Genomic DNA, 26,490 nt, shown 5'->3' on the forward strand with positions numbered 1-26,490 from the left:
GCTCAGGGTGACTATGAATAAGTCGAGAGTTCCAGCGATGACTCACCCCGCTGTTATTGATGAACTGATGACCCTTGTCGACCCTGGCAAGGTCCTGACCGACGCAGCTTCCCTGGAAGCCTATGGCAAGGACTGGACCAAGCATTACCCACCGGCGCCCAGCGCCATCGTGTTTCCCAAAACGGTGGAGCAGGTGCAGGCGATCGTGCGCTGGGCCAATACCCACAAGGTGGCGCTGGTGCCGTCTGGTGGGCGTACCGGGCTTTCTGCAGGCGCCGTGGCGGCCAATGGCGAAGTGGTGGTCGCCTTCGACTACATGAACCAGATTCTCGGCTTCAATGCCTTCGACCGCACCGTGGTCTGCCAGCCCGGGGTGATTACCCGCCAGCTGCAGGCCTGTGCCGAAGAGCAGGGCCTTTATTACCCGGTGGACTTCGCCTCCAGCGGTTCCAGCCAGATTGGCGGCAATATTGGCACCAATGCTGGCGGGATCAAGGTAATTCGCTACGGCATGACCCGCAACTGGGTGGCCGGGCTGAAAGTGGTCACCGGCAAGGGTGAGCTACTGGAGCTGAACAAGGACCTGATCAAGAACGCCACCGGCTATGACCTGCGCCAGCTGTTCATCGGCGCCGAAGGTACCCTGGGCTTCGTGGTCGAGGCCACCATGCGGCTGGACCGTGCACCGCGCAACCTCACCGCGATGGTGCTGGGCACCCCGGACTTCGATTCGATCATGCCGGTGCTGCATGCCTTCCAGGCCAAGCTGGACCTGACCGCCTTCGAGTTCTTCTCCGACAAGGGCCTGGCCAGGATCCTGGCGCGCGGCGACGTGCCGGCACCGTTCGAGACCGCCTGCCCGTTCTATGCGCTGCTGGAGTTCGAGGCCAGCACCGAGGAGGTGGCCAACGAAGCCTTGGCCACCTTCGAGCACTGCGTCGAGCAGGGCTGGGTGCTGGACGGGGTGATGAGCCAGAGCGAGACCCAGCTGAAAAATCTGTGGAAACTGCGCGAGTACCTGTCGGAAACCATCTCGCACTGGACCCCGTACAAGAACGACATTTCCGTCACCGTGTCGAAAGTGCCGGCGTTCCTGCGCGATATCGATGCCATCGTCGCCGAACATTACCCGGATTACGAAGTGGTGTGGTACGGCCACATTGGCGACGGCAACCTGCACCTGAACATCCTCAAGCCCGAGCACATGAACAAGGATGAGTTCTTTGCCTCGTGCACCAAGGTCAACAAGTGGGTGTTCGATATCGTCAAACGCTACAACGGCTCGATCTCGGCCGAGCACGGCGTGGGCATGACCAAGCGCGACTACCTGGGCTACAGCCGCTCGCCCGAAGAAATCGCCTGCATGAAGGCAATAAAGGCCGTGTTCGACCCTAACGGCATCATGAATCCGGGTAAGATCTTCGCACCTGAATAGAAAGCAGTATCCAGAGGAGTCGGCCATGAGTTACCAGCACCAGTACGTAGACGGCACGCGCATTCACTTCCCGCTGGGCAAGGTGGTGTGCATCGGCCGTAACTATGCCGAGCATGCCAAGGAACTGGACAACCCGATCCCCACCGAACCATTGCTGTTCATCAAGCCGGGCAGTTGCGTGGTGCCGGCCGAAGGTGGCTTCAAGATCCCGACCGAGCGCGGCTCTGTGCACTATGAGGCCGAAATTGCCGTGCTGCTGGGCAAGCCGCTGTCGACTCATCCGAGCGAGGAAGAGGTGCTGGACGCCATTTCCGGTTATGCCCCGGCGCTGGACCTGACCCTGCGCGATGTGCAGGCCAAGCTGAAAGAGAAGGGCCTGCCATGGGAGCTGGCCAAATGCTTTGACGGCGCCTGCGTACTGCCGCCGTTCGTGTCGGCCGCCAGCTTCGAGGACGTGACCGACATCCCGGTGCGCCTGACCGTCAACGGCGAGGTGCGCCAGGACGGTAACAGCGCGATGATGCTCAACCCGATCGTGCCGATGATCCAGTACATGGCTGCGCATTTCTCGCTGCAGGCGGGGGATGTGATCCTCACCGGTACTCCGGCTGGCGTAGGGCCGTTCCATGTCGGTGACGAACTGGTGCTTGAGCTGCCGGGTGTGAGCCGCTTCGAAAGCCGGGTGCTTTGAGCTGGAACCGTATCGCCTTCTTCGCGGGTAAACCCGCTCCCACAGGAACTGCGCAACTCTCAAGGGCGGCGCTATGCCTGTGGGAGCGGGTTCACCCGCGAAGAGGCCAGACCTGTTTACCGATTTTTCACACCTGATCCGGATAATGCGCGGATCTACGCCCATTTCCCCAGGACCCCTGCATGCCATCTCCCTCCAGCGCCCCGGCAACCCCCAAGCGTCGTTTCTTCCTGCGCTGGCCCTTCGGCCTGGCCGTGGCAGCGGTAATCGGCTATGGCGTGGCCGTGGCCATGCACTGGGATGACCGCGGTGCGCTGTGGGTCAAGGAAAGCTTCGAAAGCACCGCCGAGCGCAGCGAAAGCGTATGGCTGCCGGACTACCAGGTCGACATCGATGCCAAGCCGCTGCCAGGCATGGACGACGATGAAGCCTCGGACGTGGCTTTCAACCCGCGTACCCGCACCCTGTTCGCAGTCATGGGCAAGAACCCGATCCTGGTCGAGCTGAGCCTGGATGGCGATGTACTGCGCAAGATCCCGCTCAACGGCTGGAACAACCCGGAAGGCGTCGCCGTGCTGGAAGACGGCTACCTGGCAATCACCGACGAGCGCCTGCACGACCTGACCGTGGTCAAGGTGGATGCGCAGACCACCGCGTTGAACCATGATGATTTCCAGAGCCACGACCTGGGCCAGTCGGTGAAGAGCAACAAGGGCTTCGAGGCGGTGGCCTGGGACCCGCTGCGCCAGCGCCTGGTCATCGGCGAGGAGCGCCCGCCCAAGCTGTATACCTGGAATACTGATGGCCGCAGCCCGCTCACCGGTGAAAAAAAGCTGCTGCCCAGCGATGAACTGGACCTGCGCAACCTCTCGGCGCTTAGCGTCGATCCGCGTACCGGCCACCTGTTGGTGCTGTCGTCCGATTCCAACATGCTGCTGGAGCTGGACGAGCAGGGCCAGCAAGTCAGCTTCATGACCTTGCTGGGTGGTTTCAACGGCCTGCAGGGCACCATCCCGCGTGCCGAAGGGGTGGCCATGGACGACAAGGGCAACCTGTACATGGTCAGCGAGCCGGCTCTGTTCTATCGCTTCAGAAAGAACTGACCCCAATATCCGATTTTTCGGATGCTGGCATTAAGCTTTACTTCAGTTGTTCATGGTTAGATTCGCCACCCCTATGTCGAGTCTGCCCTCATGCGCCGTTTTGTTCGCCCGTTTCCTGTTCTGGCCGTCATCGGCCTGATCCTGCTCGGCTTGGCCGGGCAGGAGTTCCGCCTGTTCGAGCGTGTCTGGTTCAATCTCAAGGCCTGGTGGCAGCCCGCCGAGCAGAGCATCGGCCTGGACCGTTACCGGGTGGTGGTGGAGGCGCAGCCGATCGAGGGGCTGGATGACGACATTTCGGCGCTGACCTACGACCCGGACCGCAAGACCCTGTTTACCGTCACCAATGCCCGCTCGGAACTGATCGAACTGTCGCTGGACGGCCGCATCCTGCGCCGGGTACCGCTGACCGGCTTCGGCGACCCGGAAGCCGTGGAGTACGTCGGGCCCAATAGCTATGTGATTACCGATGAGCGTCAGCAGCGGCTGATTCGCGTGCGCCTGGAGGACGACACGATGTTCCTCGATGCCGGCGATGCCGAGCAGCTGACCCTTGGCATTGGCCTGAATGGCAACAAGGGCTTCGAGGGGCTGGCCTACGATTCGGCGGGCAAGCGCCTGTTCGTGGCCAAGGAACGTGACCCGATGCTGATCTACGAGGTGCATGGCTTCCCGCACGACAACCCGGAGCAGCCCTATGCGGTGCATGTGGTACAGGACCGCAAGCGCGATTCGCGGCTGTTCGTGCGGGACCTGTCGAGCTTGCAGTTCGATGAGCGCAGCGGGCACCTGCTGGCGCTGTCGGACGAGTCGCGGCTGGTGCTGGAACTGGATGTGGAGGGTCGGCCGCTGAGTACCTTGTCGTTGCGCAAGGGGTTCCAGGGGTTGCAGGCGACGGTGCCGCAGGCGGAGGGGATTGCGATGGATGAGGCGGGGACCATCTATCTGGTCAGTGAGCCGAACCTGTTCTATGTGTTCAAACAGCCGGCGGATTGATTGCCTGGGAGGGCCTATTCGCGGGCATGCCCGCTCCCACATACGCCACAGGTTTCAGACCCCGTGCAGTTCCTGTGGGAGCGGGCGTGCCCGCGAAGAAGATTACTCGGCCTTCAGGCTCTTCACGCCTTCAGCGGTACCCAGCAGCAGCAAATCCGCCGGACGCGCCGCGAACAGGCCGTTGGTCACCACGCCAACGATGGCGTTGATCTGCGCCTCCAGCTCCACCGGGTTTGTGATCTGCAGGTTGTGCACATCGAGGATCACGTTGCCGTTGTCGGTCACCACACCCTCACGGTACACCGGGTCGCCGCCCAGCTTGACCAGCTGGCGAGCCACGTGGCTGCGGGCCATCGGGATCACTTCGACCGGCAGTGGGAAGGCGCCCAGCACAGGTACCAGCTTGCTGGCGTCGGCGATGCAGATGAAGGTCTTGGCCACGGCGGCGACGATCTTCTCGCGGGTCAGGGCTGCGCCGCCGCCCTTGATCAGGTTCAGGTGCGCGTCGCTCTCGTCGGCGCCGTCCACGTAGAACTCCAGTTCGCTGACGCTGTTCAGCTCGTAGACCGGGATGCCATGGCCCTTCAGACGCTGGGCGGTGGCTTCGGAGCTGGCGACCGCGCCGTCGAAGGCAGTCTTGTGCTGAGCCAGGGCGTCGATGAAGAAGTTGGCGGTCGAACCGGTACCGACGCCGACGACGCTCTTTTCATCCAGCTTGGGCAGAATGAAGTCGACAGCGGCCTGGGCGACGGCCTGTTTGAGTTGGTCCTGGGTCATGCGGGCTCCGAGAGGGGCAGGGCGGTTTTGAAAAGAGCCTAGTATAACGGCTCGGGCGGCTTTGCTGTGGTCGCCCGACGTAGCGCTGGGGTAGACTCCCAGCCCTTGTCCCGCGGCCCAGTGATGCTTTCCCGATGCTCGAACAGTACGTCAAGAAGATCCTCACCTCGCGCGTCTACGACGTTGCGGTCGAAACCCCGCTGCAGAGCGCCGGGCAACTGAGCAAGCGCCTGGGCAACCAGATTCTGCTCAAGCGCGAAGACTTGCAGCCGGTGTTCTCGTTCAAGATCCGCGGGGCCTACAACAAACTGGCCCAACTGACCCCGGAAGAACTGGCCCGTGGCGTGGTCACCGCCTCGGCGGGCAACCATGCCCAGGGCCTGGCCCTGGCCGCACGCGAGATGGGCATCAAGGCCACTATCGTGATGCCCAAGACCACCCCGGAGATCAAGGTCGAAGGCGTGCGTTCGCGGGGCGGCAAGGTGGTGCTGCATGGCGACTCGTTCCCCGAGGCGCTGGCCTATTCGCTGAAACTGGTCGATGAAAAGGGCTTCGTCTACGTCCACCCCTATGACGACCCGCACACCATCGCCGGGCAGGGCACGGTGGCCATGGAAATCCTGCGCCAGCACCCTGGCCAGCTGGACGCGATCTTCGTACCGGTGGGCGGCGGCGGCCTGATCGCCGGCATTGCTGCCTACGTGAAATACCTGCGTCCGGAAATCAAGGTGATTGGCGTCGAGCCGGACGATTCCAACTGCCTGCAGGCGGCCATGGCGGCCGGTGAGCGTGTGGTGCTGCCGCAGGTCGGGCTGTTCGCCGATGGCGTGGCGGTGGCGCAGATCGGCCAGCACACCTTCGATATCTGCCGCCATCATGTGGATGAAGTGGTCACCGTCAGTACCGACGAGATCTGCGCGGCGATCAAGGATATCTACGATGATACCCGCTCGATCACCGAACCTGCCGGTGCCCTGGGCGTGGCGGGCATCAAGAAGTACGTCGAGTTGTACGGCGTCACCGGGCAGACCCTGGTGGCCATCGATTCCGGTGCCAACGTCAACTTCGACCGCCTGCGCCATGTGGCCGAGCGTGCCGAGCTGGGTGAAAAGCGCGAGGCGATCATCGCCGTGACCATTCCCGAGCGCCCAGGCAGCTTCAAGGCCTTCTGCGAGGCTATCGGCAAGCGCCAGATCACCGAGTTCAACTACCGCAAGCACACCTCCGACGAGGCGCATATCTTCGTCGGCGTGCAGACCCACCCGGAAAACGACCCGCGGGCGGCGCTGGTGCAGCAACTGACCGATCAGGGCTTCCCGGTTACCGACCTGACCGATAACGAGCTGGCCAAGCTGCATATTCGCCACATGGTCGGCGGCCATTCGGCTGGTGCCAGTGACGAAATGGTGCTGCGCTTCGAATTCCCCGAGCGGCCGGGGGCGCTGTTCAACTTCCTCAACAAGCTGGGCGGGCGCTGGAACATCTCGATGTTCCACTACCGCAACCATGGCGCGGCTGACGGCCGCGTGGTGGCCGGATTGCAGGTACCGGAGGACGAGCGCCACCTGGTGCCGACGGCGCTGGCGAAGATCGGCTACCCGTACTGGGACGAGACTGACAACCCGGCTTACAAGCTGTTCCTGGGCTGAGCGGCTAAGCTTGGGGCTGATGGCCCTTTCGCGGGTAAACCCGCTCCCACAGGTACTGCACAAGTCTCGAGGTCAGTGCAGTACCTGTGGGAGCGGGTTCACCCGCGAAGAAGCCACTGCAAAATGGCCTGCTCAAGGACAATAGAGACATGGAACACCTGACCACCTTCAAGACCCTGCACATCATCGCCACCGCGCTCCTGCTGCTGGGCGCCCTGGGCCTGGCGCTCTGGACCGTGCGTGCCCGCCGCCAGGGCGATGCCGAGGCTTACGCCAAGCTGCTGCGTCGCCCGCTGGTGTTCGTCTGGCTGGTGATGGGCCTGTGCCTGGTGAGCATGCCGTTCACCGGCTGGTGGCTGGTACATCTGGTGGGCTGGCCGCTGGGACAGACCTGGGTGCTGGCGTCCAGTGTCATTTATACGCTGGGCGCGTTTGCCGTGTGGTGGCTGCTGATCCGGCTGAACCGGCTGCGCAAGGCCGAGGTGGTGGGGTTGCGCTTTACCCTGGCACTGGCGGTATTCAGTGGGGTTTGCTTCCTGTCCATTGCCGGGCTTATGGGCGCCAAGCCGGTCTGAAAGCCTTGTGCTGTATGTGCTGGCCTCTTCGCGGGTAAACCCGCTCCTACAGGACCTGTGCAAGGCTTGATGGCTGTGCAGTACCTGTGGGAGCGGGTTTACCCGCGAAGAGGCCGCTACAGGAAAACCTCAATCTCGCAACGAAACCACCGGCCACCCACGTTGCTCGGCCTCCGCCCGCAGGTTCGGGTCGGGATCCACCGCTACCGCATGCGCCACCCGCTGCAACAACGGCAGATCGTTCATAGAGTCGCTATAGAAGTAGCTGTCCGCAAGATCAAAGCCGTTCTCCAGCATCCAGCGTTCCAGTCGCGTCACCTTGCCTTCACGGAAACACGGTATATCGGTACTACGCCCGGTATAGCGGCCATCACGCGTCTCACATTCGGTCGCCAGCAACACGCGAACCCCCAGGCGCCGGGCAATCGGTGCGGTGACGAAGCGGTTGGTGGCGGTGATGATCACCAGCTGGTCGCCGGCCTCGCGGTGCTGCTGCAGCAAGGTCAGCGCCTTGGGCAGGATGATCGGCTCGATGCAGTCGCGCATGAAGTCGCGGTGCAACTCGTCTAGCCGGGCTAACGGTGTTGCTGCAAGGATTTCCATGGAAAAGGCCAGGTAGGCCTGCAGGTCCAGGGTGCCGTTCAGGTAGTCCTGGTAGAAGCCATCGTTGCGTTGCTTGTAGGCAACCGGGTCGAGGATGCCGCGCTGGCAAAGGTAGTCACCCCAGGCATGGTCGCTGTCGCCACCGAGGAGGGTATTGTCCAGGTCGAATAAAGCCAGACGCATCGAGGTCACTCGCATCAGCCACAGGGTAGGCCGGCAGAATACGGAGTTTTCACGCGGCTGCACATAAGCTTGGCGGGCGCGTTGCTGCGCTCGCAAGCTTTGTGGAACAATGCGGTGACATGCGTTTGCGAGGTTGCTGCCGTGATCGACCCGGATGGTTTTCGCCCCAATGTCGGGATCATTCTCACGAATGATGCCGGGCAGGTGCTATGGGCTCGCCGGATCAACCAGGATGCCTGGCAGTTTCCACAGGGTGGCATCAACCCTGACGAGACGCCGGAAGATGCCCTGTACCGCGAGCTGAACGAAGAAGTTGGCCTTGAACGCGATGATGTGGAAATTCTTGCCTGCACCCGTGGCTGGTTGCGTTATCGTTTACCCCAGCGACTGGTGCGTACGCATAGCCAGCCGCTGTGCATCGGCCAGAAGCAGAAATGGTTCCTGCTGCGTCTGGTCAGCAACGAACAACGGGTGCGGATGGACCTGACCGGCAAGCCGGAATTCGACGGCTGGCGCTGGGTCAGCTATTGGTACCCGCTGGGCCAGGTTGTGACATTCAAGCGCGAGGTCTACCGACGCGCCCTGAAAGAGCTAGCACCGCGTCTGCTGACGCGCGACTGACGACGGAGTTCGACCCCGAGCCATGCTCAATACGCTGCGCAAGATCGTCCAGGAAGTAAACTCCGCCAAAGATCTCAAGTCGGCGTTGGGGATCATTGTCTTGCGTGTCAAGGAGGCCATGGGCAGTCAGGTCTGCTCGGTCTACCTGCTCGACCCGGAAACCAACCGCTTCGTGCTGATGGCCACCGAAGGCCTGAACAAGCGTTCCATCGGCAAGGTCAGCATGGCCCCCAACGAAGGCCTGGTCGGCCTGGTCGGTACCCGGGAAGAGCCGCTGAACCTGGAAAACGCCGCCGACCACCCGCGTTATCGCTACTTTGCCGAAACCGGCGAAGAAAAATTCGCCTCCTTCCTCGGTGCGCCGATCATCCACCACCGCCGTGTGGTCGGGGTATTGGTCATCCAGCAAAAGGAGCGTCGCCAGTTCGACGAGGGCGAAGAAGCCTTCCTGGTCACCATGAGCGCCCAGCTCGCCGGGGTTATCGCCCACGCCGAGGCCACCGGCTCGATCCGTGGCCTGGGCCGCCAGGGCAAGGGCATCCAGGAAGCGCGCTTCGTCGGCGTACCGGGCTCGCCTGGCGCCGCCGTGGGGCGCGCCGTGGTGATGTTGCCGCCGGCTGACCTGGAAGTGGTACCGGACAAGACCGTCGATGACATCGACGCCGAACTGAAGCTGTTCCAGAACGCCCTCGAAGGTGTGCGCGACGATATGCGCAAGTTGTCGGCCAAGCTGGCCACCCAACTGCGCCCGGAAGAGCGTGCACTGTTCGATGTGTACCTGATGATGCTTGAAGACGCGGCCCTGGGCGGTGAGGTGACCGAAGTCATCAAGACCGGCCAGTGGGCCCAGGGCGCCCTGCGCCAGGTGGTGGGCGAGCACGTCAACCGCTTCGAGCTGATGGACGATGACTACCTGCGCGAGCGCGCCTCCGACGTCAAGGACCTTGGCCGGCGCCTGCTGGCCTACCTGCAGGAAGCTCGCGCACAGTCGCTGGTGTATGCCGACAACACCATTCTGGTCAGTGAAGAGCTGACCCCGGCGATGCTCGGCGAAGTACCGGAAGGCAAGCTGGTCGGCCTGGTCTCGGTCCTGGGCTCGGGCAACTCCCACGTCGCCATCCTGGCCCGCGCCATGGGCATCCCCACGGTGATGGGCCTGGTCGATTTGCCGTATTCCAAGGTCGACGGCATCGAGATGATCGTCGACGGCTACAAGGGCGAGGTGTTCACCAACCCCAGCGAAGTGCTGCGCAAGCAGTACAGCGACGTGGTCGAGGAGGAGCGCCAGCTGGCCCAGGGCCTGGATGCCCTGCGCGAACTGCCGTGCGTTACCCCGGACGGCCACCGCATGCCGCTGTGGGTCAACACCGGCCTGCTCGCTGACGTGGCCCGTGCCCAGCAGCGCGGTGCCGAAGGGGTAGGGCTGTACCGCACCGAAGTGCCGTTCATGATCAACCAGCGCTTCCCCAGCGAGAAGGAGCAGCTGGCCATCTACCGCGAGCAGCTGGCGGCCTTCCACCCGCTGCCAGTGACCATGCGCACCCTCGACATCGGCGGCGACAAGTCGCTGTCGTACTTCCCGATCAAGGAAGAAAACCCGTTCCTCGGCTGGCGCGGCATCCGCGTCACCCTCGACCACCCGGAAATCTTCCTGGTGCAGACACGCGCCATGCTCAAGGCCAGCGAGGGGCTGAACAACCTGCGCATCCTGCTGCCGATGATTTCCGGCATCCACGAGCTGGAAGAGGCGCTGCACCTGATCCACCGCGCCTGGGGCGAGGTGCGTGACGAAGGCACCGATGTGCCGATGCCGCCGGTTGGCGTGATGGTGGAAATTCCTGCGGCGGTGTACCAGACCAAGGAGCTGGCGCGGCAGGTGGACTTCCTGTCGGTCGGCTCCAACGACCTGACCCAGTACCTGCTGGCGGTGGACCGCAACAACCCGCGGGTCGCCGACCTGTACGACTACCTGCACCCGGCGGTGTTGCAGGCGCTGAACACGGTGGTGCGCGATGCCCATGGTGAAGGCAAGCCGGTGAGTATCTGCGGCGAGATGGCCGGTGACCCGGCGGCGGCGATCCTGTTGATGGCGATGGGCTTCGACAGCCTGTCGATGAACGCCACCAACCTGCCGAAGGTGAAGTGGATGCTGCGCCAGATCAACCTGGGCAAGGCCAAGGAACTGCTGGCCGAGGCCCTGAGCCATGACAACCCGCAGGTTATCCACAGCTCGCTGCAACTGGCCCTGAAGAACCTTGGGCTGGCGCGGATGATCGGGCCCGGGGCCAATAAAACCCTCTGAATATGAGGTGGCCTGTTCCGGCCTCTTCGCGGGTAAACCCGCTCCCACAGGTACAGCGCAGCCTTCAGATGCGGCGAAGTACGTGTGGGAGCGGGTTTACCCGCGAAGAGGCCGGAACCAGCAACATCAAATTATCAGACAAGCAACTCAACTTCCCCCAAATGCCCACCAAAGGGCCCGAAACTGCGCTCAACCAGCCGCCTTCTTCCCTGATCATCCACAATCAGCACCGTACTCGCCCGGGTCCCGTAGTTCTGGCTGGCAATGAACACACTCGACAGCAGCTTCTCGGTCGCCAACCCAACGCCCGTCTCCGGTAACTCGCCCTCCGGCGCCGGTTCGGCATCAGCCAGTAACGCCAGCAAGCGCTGCGGCTCCGGCGTTTCCAGCAATCCTTCCAGCCCACTACGCGCCTTCACCAGCTTCGGCCACGGCGTATCCAGCCCGGCATTGGAAAGCCCGTAAACTCCGGCCTCCAGCAGGCGCGGCGCCGCGTCCCGGGCATGCAGGTAACCCAGCTGCCGCCCGTCGCCCACCAGCAGGTTGAACCCCGAATAGTGCCTGCTGTGGCTGGCCACCTGGTCCAGGTAAGCCTCGACCCCAAGCGCACCCTGCAGATACGCCGCCACCAGTTCACCCCGCGAACGCGGGCCCAACGCCTGCCCCGGGTCGCGGATATTGGTCAGCGCCGCGAACCGCCCCTGCGGGCCCACGCCCAGCCAGGTGCCTCCAGCTTCCAGGTCGCGCCCGGCATAGATCCCGGGCGCATCCTCCCAGGCCGCCAAGGCCTGGGTGGGGCGGGCATAGAACTCATCGCGGTTGGCCGCCACGATCAGCGGCAGGGCATGCCCCGGCCGCCAGGCGAATACGATCAGGCACATCGGTCGGGCCTCTGGGTTTTTTCCACTGTACCCACTCCGGCAGGGCGGATCCAACCTGACACACAGTTCACTAGAGCCCCGAGCCCGGCTTCCGTTACCATGCCGCATTGTTTTCTCGGGGAAGACGAATGGAATTCGTGCTCTATCTGCTGTTGGGCGCCTGCGCCGGTGTGCTGGCCGGGCTGTTCGGTGTGGGCGGCGGTATCATCATCGTGCCGGTGCTGGTGTTCAGCTTTACCTTGCAGGGTTTCGATGCCTCGGTGCTGACCCACCTGGCAGTCGGTACATCGCTGGCAACCATCGTCTTCACCTCGATCAACGCCGTGCTCGAGCACCAGCGCAAGGGCGCGGTGCAGTGGCCGATCTTCGCCTGGATGACCCTCGGTATCCTGCTTGGGGCCGGTGTCGGCGCCAAGACCGCCTCGCTGATCCAGGGGCCGCTGCTGCAAAAGATCATCGGCGTATTCGCCCTGGTCATCGCCGCGCAGATGGCCCTGGACCTCAAGCCCAAGGCCAGTCGTGGCATCCCCGGCAAGCCTGCGCTGATTGGTGCCGGTGGTGTGATCGGCTGGGCCTCGGCCATTTTCGGCATCGGCGGCGGCTCACTGACCGTGCCGTTCCTGACCTGGCGCAGCCTGCCCATGCAGCAGGCAGTGGCCACGTCCTCGGCCTGTGGTCTGCCGATTGCCGTGGCCAGTGCCCTGAGTTTCATGCTGCTGGGCTGGCACGCGGAGCACCTGCCGGCCCACAGCCTGGGTTACGTGTACCTGCCGGCGCTGGTCGGCATTGCCGTGACCAGCATGTTTTTCGCCCGCTTCGGCGCGCGCCTGGCGCACAAGCTGTCGCCACGTTTGTTGAAACGCCTGTTCGCAGCCCTGCTGTTCTGTGTCGGCCTCAGCTTTTTGATTTGAATCGAGAGGAAGTTCCATGCTGCCTTACCCGCAGATAGACCCCGTGGCCGTGGCCATCGGGCCGCTGAAAATCCATTGGTACGGCCTGATGTACCTGGTCGGCATCGGCGGTGCCTGGCTGCTCGCCTCGCGCCGGCTGAACCGCTTCGACCCCACCTGGACGCGCGAAAAGCTCTCCGACCTGGTGTTCTGGCTGTCGATGGGGGTGATCGTCGGTGGTCGCCTGGGCTACGTGCTGTTCTATGACCTGCACCAGTACCTGGCCAATCCGACGCTGATCTTCGAGGTTTGGAAGGGCGGCATGTCGTTCCATGGCGGCTTCATCGGCGTGATGCTGGCGGCCTTGTGGTTCGGCAAGCGCAACAACAAGTCGTTCTTCGAGCTGATGGACTTCGTCGCCCCACTGGTGCCGATCGGCCTGGGGGCCGGGCGCATCGGCAACTTCATCAACGCCGAGCTGTGGGGCAAGGCCACCGACGTGCCATGGGCGATGGTCTTCCCGCCGTTCAGCGACCCGGCGCAGTTGCCGCGTCACCCGTCGCAGCTTTACCAGTTCGCGCTTGAAGGTGTGGCGCTGTTCCTGATCCTCTGGGCGTTCTCGCGCAAGCCGCGGCCGACCATGGCGGTATCCGGCATGTTCGCGCTGTTCTACGGCATCTTCCGCTTCATCGTCGAATTCGTCCGCGTACCTGATGCCCAGCTTGGCTACCTGGCCTGGGGCTGGCTGACCATGGGTCAGATTCTGTGCGTACCGATGATCCTGGCTGGCCTTGGCCTGATCTGGTGGGCTTATAATCGCAAGCCTACGGCGAAACCCGCCTGATTAATCCCACGGCAGGGGCGATCCCCCTGCCGTTTTTGCTACAGGTAAGCCATGAAACAGTATCTGGACCTGGTCCGCGACGTCATCGAAAACGGCACGCTGCAGGGCAACCGCACCGGCATCCGCACCATCAGCCTGCCGGGCGCCATGCTGCGTTTTGACCTGCAGAAGGGCTTCCCCGCCATCACTACTCGTAAACTGGCGTTCAAGTCGGCAATCGGCGAAATGGTCGGTTTCCTGCGTGGCGTGAAGAACGCCGGTGAATTCCGCGAGCTGGGCTGCAAGGTCTGGGACCAGAACGCCAACGAGAACGCCCAGTGGCTGGCCAACCCGTTCCGCCAGGGCCATGACGACCTGGGCGAGATCTACGGCGTGCAATGGCGCCAGTGGCCGGGCTACAAGCGCATCCCGCTGAGCAACCCGGCGGCCATCGAAATGGCCGAGAAGGCGGGCTTCCGCCGCATCGCCCAGGACGAGGAGAACGGCGTCGCGTTCGTCATCCTGTACAAGGCCATCGACCAGGTGCGCCAGTGCCTGGACACCATTGCCAACGACCCGGGCAGCCGCCGTATCCTGTTCCACGGCTGGAACTGCGCGCAGCTGGACGAAATGGCCCTGCCGCCGTGCCACCTGCTGTACCAGTTCCACCCGAATGTGGAGACCAGGGAGATTTCCCTGACCCTCTACATCCGCTCCAACGACCTGGGCCTGGGTACGCCGTTCAACCTCACCGAAGGCGCGGCGCTGCTGTCGCTGTTCGGCCGCCTGACCGGCTACACCCCGCGCTGGTTCACCTACTTCATCGGCGATGCCCATGTGTATGAAAACCACCTGGACATGCTCAACGAGCAGCTCAAGCGTGAGCCGCTCGAAGCACCGAAGCTGGTGATCAGCGACCGCGTGCCGGCGTTTGCCGAGACGGGCAAGTACGAGCCGGAGTGGCTGGAGAAGATCGAGCCGAGCGATTTCTGGCTGGAAGGGTATGAGCACCATGCCCCGATGACGGCGCCGATGGCGGTCTGACAGATCACTATTGCCTGTACCGGCCTCTTCGCGGGTAAACCCGCTCCCACAGGGACCGCACAAAGCTCAGGCCTGTGCAGTACCTGTGGGAGCGGGTTTACCCGCGAAGCTTTGGGCTAATGCCCGTGGCTCCGCCCCACATGCGAATGCTCGGTATCCGGCACCGATACCGCCCCGTTCGTCTCCAGTTGCTGCAGGATCGCGCACTCAGCCCCCTGTGCATTGCAGCGCCGCCGTAGCTCCACAAGCTGTTCCTGTAACGCCACCAACCCATCAATCCGTGCCTGCACATGCTCGATATGCTCGTCGATCAGCGCATTGACGCTGCCGCACGAATCGTCGGGGCTGTCGCGCAGGCGTAGCAGGCTGCGGATTTCATCCAGGGTCATGTCCAGGGTGCGGCAGTTGCGGATGAAGGTCAGCCGCTCGACATGGGCCTGGGTGTACAGCCGGTAGTTACCGTCGCTACGCGCCGGTTCCGGCAGCAGCTGTTCACGCTCGTAGTAGCGGATGGTTTCCACCGCGCAGTCGGTGGCTTTGGCCAGTTCTCCGATCTTCATCACGAAATTCTCCAGCAAGTGGCTTGACCCTATAGTGGCTACAGGGTGTTCACTTGGCAACAGGCGCAAATTAAGGACGACCCCATGAACCAGCCTGTCAGCCACGAACACAAGCACGATCACCACGCCCACAGCTGCTGTGGCGGCGCTGCTGCGCCAGCCCTGGTCCAGCTGAGCGAAAAGGCCAGCAGCCACGCCCAGTTCAGCCGTTTCCGCATCGAGGCCATGGACTGCCCGACCGAGCAGACCCTGATCCAGGACAAGCTGGGCAAGCTGGCTGGCATCGAGCAGCTGGAATTCAACCTGATCAACCGTGTGCTTGGCGTTCGCCACACCCTGGGTGGCACCGCCGAAATCGAGCAGGCCATTGACAGCCTGGGCATGAAAGCCGAGCCGCTTGGCGCCGCAGACGATGGCACCGGGAGCGCACCACAAGTGGTCAAGACCCGTTGGTGGCCGCTGGCGCTGTCCGGTATTGCCGCGATCTCCGCCGAAATCGTGCACTTTGCCGCGCTCGCCCCGGAGTGGGTGGTGGCGGCGCTGGCGTTGGCAGCGATCCTTGGCTGTGGCCTGGGTACCTACAAGAAGGGCTGGATCGCCCTGAAAAACCGCAACCTCAACATCAACGCGCTGATGAGCATTGCCGTGACGGGCGCGGTGCTGATCGGCCAATGGCCGGAAGCGGCCATGGTGATGGTGCTGTTCACCGTTGCCGAGCTGATCGAAGCCCGCTCGCTGGACCGCGCGCGCAACGCTATTGGTGGCTTGATGCAGCTCACCCCGGACATGGCCACCGTGCGCCAGGCTGATGGCCAGTGGCGGGAAGTTGAGGTGCGGGAGGTGGCCATCGGTGCCTTGGTGCGGGTACGCCCCGGCGAACGCATTGGCCTGGACGGTGAAGTGACTAGCGGGCAATCGAGCGTCGATCAGGCACCGATCACCGGCGAAAGCCTACCCATGGAGAAGGGCGTGGGCGACAAGCTGTTCGCTGGCACCATCAACCAGGCAGGGGCGCTGGAATTTCGCGTTACCGCTGCTGCCGGTCAATCGACCCTGGCGCGTATCATCAAGGCCGTCGAGGAGGCGCAAGGCGCGCGCGCACCTACCCAGCGTTTCGTCGACCGTTTCTCGCGCATCTACACCCCCGTGGTGTTCGCCATTGCCTTGGCCGTGGCGGTGATACCACCGCTGTTCATGGCCGGCGCCTGGTTCGACTGGGTCTATCGCGCCCTGGTGCTGCTGGTGGTGGCCTGCCCATGCGCCCTGGTGATCTCGACCCCGGTGACCATCGTCAGCGGCCTGGCCGCCGCCGCGCGCAAGGGCATCCTGATCAAGGGGGGCGTGTATCTGGAAGGCGGGCGCCAGCTGGACTTCCTGGCCCTGGACAAGACCGGCACCATCACCCACGGCAAGCCGGTGCAGACCGACGCCAAGGTACTGGAGCCGCTGTTCGAAGGCCGCGCGCAAGCCCTGGCCGCCAGCCTGGGCGAGCGTTCGGACCACCCGGTTTCCCGCGCCATTGCCCAGTTCGGCAAGGAGCAAGGCCTGGCCTTGAGCGAGGTCGATGACTTCGCCGCCCTGGCCGGGCGCGGCGTGCGCGGCACCATCGCGGGTGAGGTTTACCACCTGGGTAACCACCGTCTGGTCGAGGAGCTGGGGCTGTGCTCGCCCGAGCTCGAGGCCCAGCTGGATGCGCTGGAGCGCCAGGGCAAGACCGTGGTGCTGCTGCTCGACCGCTCCGGCCCGTTGGCGCTGTTCGCCGTGGCCGACACGGTCAAGGAAAGCAGTCGCCATGCCATCGCCGAGCTGCACGAGTTGGGCATCAAGACTGTCATGCTGACCGGTGACAATCCACATACCGCCCAGGCCATCGCCACTGTGGTGGGTATCGACCGCGCCGAAGGCAACCTGCTGCCTGCCGACAAGCTCAAGAGCATCGAAGCCCTGTACGCACAGGGCCATCGGGTGGGCATGGTCGGTGACGGCATCAACGACGCCCCGGCGCTGGCCCGCGCCGAGATCGGTTTTGCCATGGCGGCGGCCGGTACCGACACCGCCATCGAGACCGCCGATGTGGCGCTGATGGACGACGACTTGCGGAAAATCCCGGCCTTCGTCAGGCTGTCGCGCCAAAGTGCGGCGATCCTCATGCAGAACATCGTTCTGGCGTTGGGCATCAAGGCGATATTCCTGGCGATCACCTTTGCCGGCATGGCCACCATGTGGATGGCGGTGTTCGCCGACATGGGCGTGAGCCTGCTGGTGGTGTTCAACGGCTTGCGCCTGTTGCGCAAATAGAGGACGTGCATGCTGAGTTCGGAGCTGAAAGCCTTCTACATGGTGGCCCGTTTGGGCAGCATCACCCTGGCGGCGAAGAAGCTCGGGCTCAGCCAGCCCACGGTGACCACGCAGATCCGCAACCTGGAAAGCCAGTACGCCGTGGAGCTGTTCTACCGCGGCGGGCGGCGCCTGGTGCTGAGCGAGGAGGGCGTGCGCCTGCTGCCGATGGTCAAGGCACTGTTGCAGCAGGAGGCCGACATCGAGTTCGAACTGCGCAACAGCGGCCAGGCCCAGGGCAGCCTGCGCATTGCGGCAACGGCGCCTTACTACATTCTCGACCTGGTGAAGATCTACCGCGAACGCCTGCCGCAGGTGGAAGTGGCGGTGGAAATCGGTAATTCGCAGCAGGTGCTGGAGATGCTTGAGGACTACCGGGTGGATATCGCCGCTTCGTCGCAACTGGTGGAAGACGCGCGGCTGGTGCGGCGGGTGCTGGGGACTGACCCGTTGGTGGTGGCGGTGCATCGCAACCACCCGTTGGCCCATCGCCAGGCGGTATCGATCGAGGTGGTGGCCGGGCACTGCCTTTTGATGCGCGAGAAGGGCTCGACCACACGCAAGCTGACCGAGCAGATGATGCAGGAGGCCGGGGTAAAGGCCGGGGCGTTGCTGGAGATTGGCAGCCGCGAGTCGATCCGCGAGGCGGTGCTGCGCAATATCGGCATCAGCGTGATTGCCCGCCATGAGGTGCCGCATAACCCCGACTTGCGGGTGCTGGCGCTGGAGAACGCGCCGGTGATGCATGAGTACCTGTATTGCCTGAAGGAAAGGCGCCAGGCCCGGTTGCCGGCGGCCTTCCTTGGGGTGGCGCAGGAAGTGGCCGGTTCACACCTCTAGATTTGTGTTGGCTTCTTCGCGGGTAAACCCGCTCCCACAGGTACTGCACAGCCTTCAGAGGCGACGCGATCCCTGTGGGAGCGGGTTTACCCGCGAAGAGGCCCTCTCAGGGCACTACAAAATCTGCCTATACCACTATCACCCGCTTTTGCCCTAAAGCCACAGAACCTTCGCACAGCCTTCCTAGCATGGCCCCCATCTCTTCGATGAGGCCCAGCCATGAACCACACCACCCCCGGCGCACAGATGACAGTGCGCAATATCCACAAGCGCTTCGGTGCCTTCACGGCGCTCAACGATGTCTCGCTGGACATCGCCGCCGGCGAACTGGTGTGCCTGCTCGGCCCGTCCGGCTGCGGCAAGACCACGTTGCTGCGCTGCATCGCCGGCCTGGAGCGCCAGGACCGGGGTACGTTGTACATCGGCGAGCGCGACATCTCCGAGTTGCCACCCCAGGCCCGTGACTACGGCATCCTGTTCCAGTCCTACGCGCTGTTCCCCAACCTTACCGTCGAAGCCAACATCGCCTACGGCCTGACCGGCAGCGGACGCGAGCAGGCCCGCCAGCGGGTGGCCGACATGCTCGAACTGGTGGGCCTGGCCGGCAGCGAGAAGAAATACCCAGGCCAGCTTTCCGGCGGCCAGCAGCAGCGTGTTGCCCTGGCTCGCGCGCTGGCACCGTCGCCATCGCTGCTGCTGCTCGACGAGCCCATGTCGGCGCTGGATGCCCGGGTGCGCGAGCACTTGTGCACCGAACTGCGCCAACTGCAGCGCCAGCTGGGAATCACCACGCTGATGGTCACCCACAACCAGGACGAAGCCATGCTGATGGCCGACCGCATTGCGGTGATGAACAACGGCCAGGTCGAGCAGTACGCCACCCCGCAGGAAATCTACGACCAGCCGGCCACGCCGTTCGTTGCCGAGTTCGTCGGCCAGGGCAACTGGCTGCCGTTCCAGCGCAGCAGCGACAGCCATGCCCAGGTTGGCGGCATGAGCATGCGCCTGGCGCCGGGGTCGGCCCGGGCCAGCAGCGGCCGGCTGTTCTGCCGCCCGGAGGCGATCACGGTCAACCCGGTGGTGCACGAAGAAAACCTGTTCCCGGCCAGGGTCCGCGAAATCACCTTCCTCGGTAACCGCTGCCGCATGAGCTTCGAGCTCAAGGCCCTGCCAGGCCATGCACTGCTGGCGGAGCTGGCCCCCGAGGCCATGCCGCGCCTGGGCTCGCAGGACATCTGGGTGGCGCTGCCGCCGCAGCGCCTGCAGGTGTTTGCCTGAGATGGCCGCGCCAATGTCCCTGCCGTTGAGCCAGGCCAAAGCCGCGCCGCGTGCTGGCGTCGCCCTGGGTGACCGGTTGTTCGTCGTCGGCGGCAAGAGCCTGCTGCTGATCCTTCTGGTGCTGGCGGTGCTGCTGCCGCTGCTGGCGATCTTCTGGCGCGGCTTCAGTGCCGAAGCGGGCCAGGGTGGCGGCCTGCTGGCGGCCCGCGAACTGTTCGCCAGTGAAAACTTCCACTGGCTATTGGGCAACAGCCTGTCGGTGGCCTTCACGGTGGCGGCCATCGTGGTTCCGCTGGCCTACCTGTTCGCCTATGCCCTGCAACGCACGCTGATTCCGGCCAAGGGCCTGTGGCGGGGGATTTCGCTGCTGCCGCTGCTGGCACCGTCGATGCTGCCGGCCATCGCCCTGGTCTACCTGTTCGGTAACCAGGGGCTGCTGCGCGGGTTGCTCAGCGACAACATCTATGGCTTCTGGGGGATCGTGCTGGGCGAGGTCATCTATACCTTCCCACATGCCCTGATGATCCTGTTGTCGGCGCTGTCGCTGGCCGATGCACGCCTGTTCGACGCGGCGTCCAGCATGGGTGCCGGCCCTTGGCGGGCGTTCTCCAGCATCACCTGGCCGGCCACTCGCCAGGCGGTGTTCGCGGCGTTCTGCCTGGTCTTCACCCTGACCATCACCGATTTTGGTGTACCGGTCGTGGTCGGTGGCGATTATCAGGTGCTGGCGCTGGAAGCCTACAAGGCGGTGGTCGGCCAGCAACAATTCGGCCGTGGCGCGCTGATCGGCATGGTGCTGCTGTTGCCGGCGCTGTTCAGCTTTACCGTCGATGCCTGGCTGCGCCGGCGCCAGGGTGAGGCCATGAGCGGCCGTGCCCAGGTGTTCGAGCCCAAGCCATCACGCGGTCGCGATGCCTGCTTCCTGGCCATCGTGCTGCTGGTGTGCGCGGCGTTGCTGCTGGTGATCGGTATGGCTGTGTACTCGTCGCTGGTCACCTTCTGGCCTTACAACCTGGCGTTGTCGCTGCGTCACTACATGTTCGAGGACACCGCCGGTGGCGGCTGGCTGGCCTACCGCAACAGCGTGACCATGGCCATCGGCACCGCGCTGATCGGCAGCATGGTGATCTTCACCGGCGCCTACCTGATGGAGAAGACCCAGGGCCAACGCCTGCTCAACCAGGCGCTGCGCCTGCTCAGCTTCATCCCCATGGCCGTGCCGGGCCTGGTGCTGGGCCTGGGTTACGTATTCTTCTTCAACCTGAACGGCAACCCGCTGCATGTGTTCTACGGCGGCATGGGGCTGCTGGTGGTGTGCACAATCGCCCACTACCTGACCACCGCGCAGATGACCGCGAGCACCGCCCTGCGCCAGCTCGACGGTGAATTCGAGGCTGCCGCGCTGTCGCTGAAGGCGCCGCTGTACAGGCACTTCCTGCGGGTGACCGTGCCGATCTGCCTGCCGGCGCTGCTGGACATCATTCGCTACCTGTTCGTCTCGGCGATGACCACCGTGTCGGCGGCGATCTTCCTGTACAGCCCCGACACCATCCTGGCTGCCGTCGCCGTGCTGAACATGGACGACGCCGGCAACGTCGGTGGTGCCGCCGCCATGTCCACCCTGATCCTGCTGACCAGTGCCGGCGCTTCACTGCTGCTGGCCGCAGCCTCACGCGGCCTGCTGCGCCGCTCCCAAGCCTGGCGCCAACGCGCCGCGACCGTCTGACCTGTAAGGAACCTACCCATGTACAAGCACCTTGCACTTGCCGCTGCCGTTTCCGCCGTGTTCAGCCTGCAGGCTTCGGCCGCTGGTACCCAGCTGACGGTCTACACCGCCCTGGAAGCCGAACAGCTGAAGAGCTACAAGCAGGCCTTCGAGAAGGCCAACCCGGACATCGAGATCAAGTGGGTCCGTGACTCCACCGGCATCATCACCGCCAAGCTGCTGGCCGAGAAAGACCGCCCGCAAGCCGACGCGGTGTGGGGCCTGGCCGCGTCGAGCCTGGCCATCCTTGACCAGAACGGCATGCTCGAAGCCTATGCACCGAAGGACCTGGGCAAGATTGCCGGCAACTACCGCGATGCTGCCAACCCGCCAGCCTGGGTCGGTATGGACGTGTGGGCCGCGACTCTCTGCTTCAATACCATCGAGGCCGAGAAGCAGGGCCTGAGCAAGCCGGTCAGCTGGCAGGACCTGACCAAGCCCGAGTACAAGGGCAAGATCGTCATGCCGAACCCGGCCTCGTCCGGCACCGGCTTCCTGGATGTCAGCGCCTGGCTGCAGACCTTTGGCGAGCCGCAGGGTTGGGCGTACATGGATGCGCTGCACCAGAACATCGGCCAGTACGTTCACTCTGGTTCCAAACCGTGCAAGCTGGCAGCAGCGGGTGAATTCCCGATTGGCATCTCGTTCGAGTACCCGGCCGTGCAGCTCAAGCGCCAGGGTGCGCCGCTGGACATCGTGCTGCCGAAGGAAGGCCTGGGTTGGGAGATCGAAGCGACTGCGGTGATCAAAGGTTCGCCCAAGGCGGACGCGGCCAAGCGCCTGGCTGATTTCTCGGCAAGCCCGGCGGCCATGGAGCTGTACAAGGAGAACTTCGCCGTGCTGGCCGCGCCGGGCATTGCCAAGCCGCAGACCGAACTGCCGGCGGATTATGAACAGCGCCTGATCAAGAACGACTTTGCCTGGGCCTCGAAGAACCGTGACCAGATCCTGGCCGAGTGGCGCAAGCGCTATGACGGCAAGTCGGAGAAGGTGGCTCAACAGTAACCTGCACCGGCCTCTTCGCGGGTGAACCCGCTCCCACAGGTACCGCGCAGTCCTTCAACTGTGCGCAATCCTTGTGGGAGCGGGCATGCCCGCGAAGAAGCCACTGCTGCAATCCAGCCAGGAGAAGACAGTGATGCCCACCCCAGCCCAGATCATCGACAGTACCTTCGCGCTGTACGAACGCCACGGCAGCGGCGATTACATCGGCGAAGCCATCACCCAGCTCGAACACATGTCCCAGGCCGCACAACTGGCCATGGCCGAAGGCTTCGACGATGAAGTGGTGCTGGCGGCGTTTTTCCACGACATTGGCCACCTGTGCGGCGGTGACGCCAGCATGGGCGGCTACGGTGTGGTCAGCCATGAACGCATCGGGGCCGAGTATTTGCGCCGTTGTGGTTTTGGCGAGCGCATGGCGCGGCTGGTGCAGTATCACGTGGAGGCCAAGCGTTACCTGACTTTGCGGCAGGCGGGGTATTACCAACGGCTGAGCGAGGCGAGCCGGAGAACCTTGGAGTATCAGGGGGGTGTGATGAGCGAGGCCGAGGCGGATGCGTTCGAGCGGGACCCGCTGTTCGAGGTGAGCTTGCGGATGCGGGAGTGGGATGAGCAGGCGAAAGTGGTCGGGGTGCCGGTGATTGACCTGGATGGGTTGAAGAAGAAGGCTTTGGCACTGCTTTGAGAGATGGGCTGCCTGTGCCGGCCTCTTCGCGGGTGAACCCGCTCCCACAGGAATAGTGCACATCTCAAGGAATGTGAGATACCTGTGGGAGCGGGTTTACCCGCGAAGAGGCCAGACCTGCTTGATCAAAACTGTGAAACCAGCGCCTCCAGCTGCTCCTGACGCTCAGCCTGGTTCAGCTTCGCCCCAGGGTTCAACGTGGACCACTGCGGATGCGCCCGTGCCTTCACCAGCGCCTCCGGCAACTTGCCCTCCCGCCAGGCCTTCTCGTCCAGTTCCCCCAGCCGAATGCTGTCCTGCGCCGCATGCCCGCGGTTTTCCAGCGCCACCATCAACTGCTGCTGACGCAAGGCCAGCAGGCGCAGCACCGTGTCGTCCACAGTCAGTTCGCGCTTGCCCTTGAGCTTGCCCATCAACCGCGAACCATAGTTGCGCGCCGTCTGCAGCGCGCCGCCGGCAATCGCCCCGGCCAGCGCCGCCGCACCGAGCGTAAGGCCGCCGACCAGCAAGTCGACCCCGGCACCCGCCGCCGCACCGGCCGCTACACCGCTGCCCAAGCGCACGCCCAGCAGTTTCAGGGTCTCGGGATTGAACAGGTCATCGCCCCAACGGCCATCCAGCAAAGGCAGATCGGTGGCATGGGCGTCCTCGCGGCGGAAGGCATACAGCTTGAGCAATGCCTCGACGCAGCGCTGTTCGCGCTGGCGCACCTCTTGCCGCAAGGCCTCGACGGCCCGGGCTTCGGCAGCCGGTTCGGCCTCGACGCTGCGCCGGCAGGCGGCGCAGTCCAGCAGCAGCTCGGCAATCAGGCGCTTGCCGCTGTGCCGGCGTGCCAGGCGCTGTGCCTGCTGGTCGTCGATCAGCCGCTGCAGGGCCGGGCGGGCGTCTTCCAGCAGCAGCGCCAGGCTTTCGTACAAACGACGCTCGCCGTCCTCTGGCGGCGCCACGCTGTCGAACCGCACCAACGCGTGAAGCCCAAGCCTGGCAAGGGCTTCACGCCATTGCGGTTCGCGGTGCTGGTGGCTGGCGACGAAGTTGAGCACCGGTAGCAGCGGCTTGCCGCAGCTGGCCAGCACTTCCAGTTCGTCGCGGTACTTGGCCAGTACCGGCTCGCGGGCATCGATCACATACAGGCCGGCATTGCTGGCCAGCAGCTGGCGCAGCACCTTGGCCTCCTGCTCGAAGCGCTGGCGCGCTTCGCTGCCCTGCAGAAAGCGCTCCAGGCGGGCCGGGCCGTCCAGGCGCTCGCCCGGGCGCTCCAGGCGTTCGAGGTAGTCGAGCAGGGCGATGGCGTCTTCCAGGCCCGGAGTGTCGTACAGCTCCAGCAAGGGTTCGCCGTCCACCGACAGCCGCGCACCTTCCACATGGCGGGTGGTGCTGGGGCGGTGGGAGACTTCGCCAAAGCCGACGTCGCGGGTCAGGGTGCGCAGCAGCGAGGTCTTGCCGACGTTGGTGTGGCCGACCACGGCCAGTTTCAGTGGCTCAGTCATGACCATGCTCCAGCCAGGTCAGCGGCGAGGTATCGGCATGCACCAGGCCAAGGCGGTCGAGGGCTTCGTGCCAGTCGCCCAGGCGTTGGGCGTCCAGGGCCTCGCCTGGTGCGGGCTGCAGTAGCCAGATGCGGGTCGCACCGGCGTTGCGTGCCAGTTCGGCGAGCAGCGCCAGGCTGCCACGGTCGGGCGAGCGGCGCGGGTCGCAGGCGATGGCCAGGCGTGCCGGGGGGAAGCGGCTGAGCTGTTCGAGCAGGCGGTTGCGCGATTCGCGGCTGTCGAGCACGCCGGCACTGGTCACGCTTTTCGGCAGGGCGGGTGGCCAGGGTTGCTGGTCGTCCAGCTCCAGGCCGACCAGCAGGGCACCGCTGCTGCCGCTTTCCAGCTGGCCTGCGGCAAACTGCGGCAAGGTTTCGGGCGCGGCATCCTGCACGCCGATGCGTTCGCTGCGCGGCATCAGCGCTTCACGCAGCTGCGCGTAGCCGGGCAGGCTGAGGTCCAGCGACAGGCGTTGGCGGCCCTGGCGCCAGCGCCACAGGCACAGCGCGGCCAGCAGCAGGCGTGGCAGCAGGCCGTACACCAGCACCACGCCAAGCAGCCAGCTGGCCCAGGCCTGGCGTGCCAGGTCCAGGGCCGGCTGGCTGTCGCCGCTGGCGCGGATCATGGCCTCGTCGGGTACCGTGAAGCCCAGTAACGAGGGCAGGGCGCCCAGGGCCTGGGTCAGGTGGATGAACGGGTCGGCGGCGAGCAGGGTGGTTTCCCAGACAAAGCCATAGCGCCGGGTCGCCAGCAAGGCCAGCAGCATGCCCAGCGCGCTGATCATCGCCAGCAGCCACAGGCCGTGCACCAGCAGGCCGAGCAGCCAGCGGTTGAGGCGCTGGCGTTGCAGCAGCACCAGCAGCGCCGGTGCCAGATGCGCGGCCTTGGCATCACGGGCAAAGCGCTCGCTCAGCCACAGCCACAGGCGGCCCAGCCCCGCGCCATGCTCGCCGCTCACGGCAAAGCCGATGGCCCAGCCCAGCAGCATCAGCAGGTTCAGCCCGAGCAGGCTGCCCAGCGCCCAGAACACATTCACCGGGCGTTGCCCGTCGCCCAGGGCGGCCAGTGCCAGCCCCGCGCCGCTGAGCACGGCCAGCAGCAGCAAGGCCAGCAGCGCCAGGCGTGCGCCCTGCTTCCAGTGGCGCAGGGCGGTGCTGATACCGTCGCGTTCGGCCAGGAACAGCGCACGGGTTTCGATGCGAGCGGCCAGGTCACCGCCTGCCTGGCGGGCGCGGCGGTTGGCTTCCTGGTCCTCCAGGGGGCCGGCATGTTCCTCGCGCAGGCGTACCGCTTCGGTGAGCCAGCGCTTGTCCAGTGAAGTCGGTGCAGTCACAAGGTCTTCCATTGCACAGGTCAGGGCAGAAGCATAACCCACACGCCCGGTGCTATCCTCGCTGGCATGAATACATCACTCCCCCTCAGCCTGATCGCGGCTCACGCCGAGAACCGCGTGATCGGCATCGACAACTCCATGCCCTGGCATTTGCCGGGGGACTTCAAGTACTTCAAGGCCACTACCCTGGGCAAGCCGATCATCATGGGGCGCAAGACCTGGGACTCGCTGGGCAGGCCCTTGCCCGGGCGGTTGAATATCGTGGTCAGCCGGCAGGCAGGGCTGGAACTGGCGGGGGCCGAGGTGTTTGGTTCGCTGGAAGAGGCGCTGGTGCGGGCCGAGCAGTGGGCGCGTGAGCAGGGCGTCGATGAGCTGATGCTGATTGGCGGGGCGCAGCTGTATGGGCAGGCGCTGGAGAAAGGGCTGGTCAGCCGCATGTACCTGACGCGGGTCGAGTTGTCGCCGGAGGGGGATGCCTGGTTCCCTGAGTTCGATCGGGGGCAGTGGAAGCTGGTGTCGAGCGAGGCGCAGGCTGAGGAAGGCAAGCCTCGGTATCACTTCGAGGTCTGGAACAAGGTTTGAGATTGCCGG

At 64.5% G+C, this 26,490-nt stretch carries 24 protein-coding genes; 18 read left to right on the top strand and 6 right to left on the bottom strand.

Annotated elements, in window-relative coordinates; translation table 11 throughout:
• Positions 1-37 precede the first annotated feature (37 nt).
• The 4 genes from M2S36_RS14385 (at position 38) to M2S36_RS14400 (ending at position 4,222) form a co-directional block, all read left to right on the top strand.
• Positions 38-1,435: an FAD-binding oxidoreductase gene (locus M2S36_RS14385; RefSeq protein WP_233688356.1), complete on the top strand. Its 1,398-nt coding sequence runs from the start codon at positions 38-40 to the stop codon at positions 1,433-1,435.
• A 25-nt stretch (positions 1,436-1,460) separates the two neighbouring features.
• Positions 1,461-2,126, top strand: coding sequence for a fumarylacetoacetate hydrolase family protein (locus M2S36_RS14390; protein ID WP_333957333.1), 666 nt, complete (start codon positions 1,461-1,463; stop codon positions 2,124-2,126).
• 182 nt (positions 2,127-2,308) lie between these two features.
• The gene (locus M2S36_RS14395) at positions 2,309-3,229 is read left to right on the top strand and encodes an SdiA-regulated domain-containing protein (protein WP_233694053.1); all 921 of its coding nucleotides are present in this window, start codon (positions 2,309-2,311) and stop codon (positions 3,227-3,229) included.
• Between the two features lie 90 nt (positions 3,230-3,319).
• Entirely contained in the window at positions 3,320-4,222 is a 903-nt protein-coding gene (locus tag M2S36_RS14400; protein WP_233694054.1) for an SdiA-regulated domain-containing protein, read from the top strand.
• Positions 4,223-4,324: 102 nt separating this feature from the next.
• Here the strand turns inward: M2S36_RS14400 and rpiA are convergent, their stop codons facing one another.
• Positions 4,325-4,999: a ribose-5-phosphate isomerase RpiA gene (gene rpiA, locus M2S36_RS14405; RefSeq protein ID WP_063912115.1), complete on the bottom strand. Its 675-nt coding sequence runs from the start codon at positions 4,997-4,999 to the stop codon at positions 4,325-4,327.
• A 134-nt stretch (positions 5,000-5,133) separates the two neighbouring features.
• Here rpiA and ilvA point away from each other — a divergent pair, with 134 nt between their 5' ends.
• Complete coding sequence (gene ilvA, locus M2S36_RS14410) at positions 5,134-6,648, top strand: threonine ammonia-lyase, biosynthetic (protein WP_063912114.1); 1,515 nt, start codon at positions 5,134-5,136, stop codon at positions 6,646-6,648.
• 149 nt (positions 6,649-6,797) lie between these two features.
• Positions 6,798-7,223, top strand: a complete 426-nt coding sequence (locus tag M2S36_RS14415) for a DUF2269 domain-containing protein (RefSeq protein WP_225779645.1) — start codon at positions 6,798-6,800, stop codon at positions 7,221-7,223.
• 129 nt (positions 7,224-7,352) lie between these two features.
• Here the strand turns inward: M2S36_RS14415 and M2S36_RS14420 are convergent, their stop codons facing one another.
• Positions 7,353-8,009 carry an HAD family hydrolase gene (locus tag M2S36_RS14420; RefSeq protein WP_207838151.1) on the bottom strand — a complete coding sequence of 219 codons (657 nt, stop codon included), beginning with the start codon at positions 8,007-8,009 and terminating at the stop codon, positions 7,353-7,355.
• Positions 8,010-8,150: 141 nt separating this feature from the next.
• On the opposite strand from M2S36_RS14420, the gene M2S36_RS14425 reads away from it, so the two are divergent.
• Positions 8,151-8,630 (top strand): RNA pyrophosphohydrolase, encoded by a 480-nt coding sequence (locus tag M2S36_RS14425; RefSeq protein WP_003249017.1) that lies wholly within the window; start codon positions 8,151-8,153, stop codon positions 8,628-8,630.
• A gap of 22 nt (positions 8,631-8,652) precedes the next feature.
• Positions 8,653-10,932, top strand: coding sequence for a phosphoenolpyruvate--protein phosphotransferase (gene ptsP / locus M2S36_RS14430; RefSeq protein WP_087499782.1), 2,280 nt, complete (start codon positions 8,653-8,655; stop codon positions 10,930-10,932).
• A gap of 134 nt (positions 10,933-11,066) precedes the next feature.
• On the opposite strand, the gene M2S36_RS14435 is transcribed toward ptsP, so the two are convergent.
• Positions 11,067-11,813 carry an NRDE family protein gene (locus M2S36_RS14435; RefSeq protein ID WP_233688357.1) on the bottom strand — a complete coding sequence of 249 codons (747 nt, stop codon included), beginning with the start codon at positions 11,811-11,813 and terminating at the stop codon, positions 11,067-11,069.
• A 128-nt stretch (positions 11,814-11,941) separates the two neighbouring features.
• Between M2S36_RS14435 and M2S36_RS14440 the strand changes: the two genes are divergently transcribed.
• Genes M2S36_RS14440 through M2S36_RS14450 form a run of 3 tightly spaced genes read left to right on the top strand, consistent with a single transcriptional unit; the run spans position 11,942 to position 14,570 of the window.
• Positions 11,942-12,724, top strand: coding sequence for a sulfite exporter TauE/SafE family protein (locus M2S36_RS14440; RefSeq protein WP_233688358.1), 783 nt, complete (start codon positions 11,942-11,944; stop codon positions 12,722-12,724).
• Between the two features lie 16 nt (positions 12,725-12,740).
• Positions 12,741-13,547 (top strand): prolipoprotein diacylglyceryl transferase, encoded by an 807-nt coding sequence (gene lgt, locus M2S36_RS14445; RefSeq protein WP_063912108.1) that lies wholly within the window; start codon positions 12,741-12,743, stop codon positions 13,545-13,547.
• A gap of 51 nt (positions 13,548-13,598) precedes the next feature.
• Entirely contained in the window at positions 13,599-14,570 is a 972-nt protein-coding gene (locus M2S36_RS14450; RefSeq protein WP_233688359.1) for a thymidylate synthase, read from the top strand.
• Between the two features lie 116 nt (positions 14,571-14,686).
• Here M2S36_RS14450 and cadR read toward each other — a convergent pair whose 3' ends face one another.
• On the bottom strand, positions 14,687-15,130 hold the full coding sequence (gene cadR, locus M2S36_RS14455) for a cadmium resistance transcriptional regulator CadR (RefSeq protein ID WP_016712550.1): 444 nt from the start codon (positions 15,128-15,130) through the stop codon (positions 14,687-14,689).
• Between the two features lie 84 nt (positions 15,131-15,214).
• Between cadR and M2S36_RS14460 the strand changes: the two genes are divergently transcribed.
• The 6 genes from M2S36_RS14460 to M2S36_RS14485 all read left to right on the top strand — a co-directional run bounded on the left by M2S36_RS14460 (position 15,215) and on the right by M2S36_RS14485 (position 23,037).
• Positions 15,215-17,428 (top strand): heavy metal translocating P-type ATPase, encoded by a 2,214-nt coding sequence (locus tag M2S36_RS14460; RefSeq protein ID WP_333957343.1) that lies wholly within the window; start codon positions 15,215-15,217, stop codon positions 17,426-17,428.
• Between the two features lie 9 nt (positions 17,429-17,437).
• The gene (locus M2S36_RS14465) at positions 17,438-18,307 is read left to right on the top strand and encodes a LysR family transcriptional regulator (RefSeq protein WP_333957344.1); all 870 of its coding nucleotides are present in this window, start codon (positions 17,438-17,440) and stop codon (positions 18,305-18,307) included.
• Positions 18,308-18,526: 219 nt separating this feature from the next.
• Positions 18,527-19,585 (top strand): putative 2-aminoethylphosphonate ABC transporter ATP-binding protein, encoded by a 1,059-nt coding sequence (locus tag M2S36_RS14470; RefSeq protein WP_233688128.1) that lies wholly within the window; start codon positions 18,527-18,529, stop codon positions 19,583-19,585.
• A 1-nt stretch (position 19,586) separates the two neighbouring features.
• A complete protein-coding gene (locus tag M2S36_RS14475) occupies positions 19,587-21,311 on the top strand; it encodes a putative 2-aminoethylphosphonate ABC transporter permease subunit (protein ID WP_333957345.1) in 1,725 nt (574 codons plus the stop codon).
• A gap of 18 nt (positions 21,312-21,329) precedes the next feature.
• Positions 21,330-22,355, top strand: a complete 1,026-nt coding sequence (locus M2S36_RS14480; protein WP_233694057.1) for a putative 2-aminoethylphosphonate ABC transporter substrate-binding protein — start codon at positions 21,330-21,332, stop codon at positions 22,353-22,355.
• A gap of 133 nt (positions 22,356-22,488) precedes the next feature.
• The gene (locus tag M2S36_RS14485) at positions 22,489-23,037 is read left to right on the top strand and encodes a phosphonate degradation HD-domain oxygenase (protein ID WP_233688131.1); all 549 of its coding nucleotides are present in this window, start codon (positions 22,489-22,491) and stop codon (positions 23,035-23,037) included.
• Between the two features lie 125 nt (positions 23,038-23,162).
• Here M2S36_RS14485 and M2S36_RS14490 read toward each other — a convergent pair whose 3' ends face one another.
• Together M2S36_RS14490 and M2S36_RS14495 are read right to left on the bottom strand one after the other, a co-directional pair.
• On the bottom strand, positions 23,163-24,527 hold the full coding sequence (locus M2S36_RS14490) for a GTPase/DUF3482 domain-containing protein (RefSeq protein ID WP_241106070.1): 1,365 nt from the start codon (positions 24,525-24,527) through the stop codon (positions 23,163-23,165).
• On the bottom strand, positions 24,520-25,911 hold the full coding sequence (locus M2S36_RS14495) for a DUF2868 domain-containing protein (protein ID WP_333957347.1): 1,392 nt from the start codon (positions 25,909-25,911) through the stop codon (positions 24,520-24,522). The genes M2S36_RS14490 and M2S36_RS14495 overlap by 8 nt, the downstream gene beginning before the upstream one ends.
• 54 nt (positions 25,912-25,965) lie before the next feature.
• On the opposite strand from M2S36_RS14495, the gene M2S36_RS14500 reads away from it, so the two are divergent.
• Complete coding sequence (locus tag M2S36_RS14500; protein WP_087499771.1) at positions 25,966-26,481, top strand: dihydrofolate reductase; 516 nt, start codon at positions 25,966-25,968, stop codon at positions 26,479-26,481.
• Positions 26,482-26,490: the final 9 nt, after the last annotated feature.

This window comes from Pseudomonas sp. SF2 (genome assembly GCF_036858055.1).
Classification (GTDB): Bacteria; Pseudomonadota; Gammaproteobacteria; order Pseudomonadales; family Pseudomonadaceae; genus Aquipseudomonas.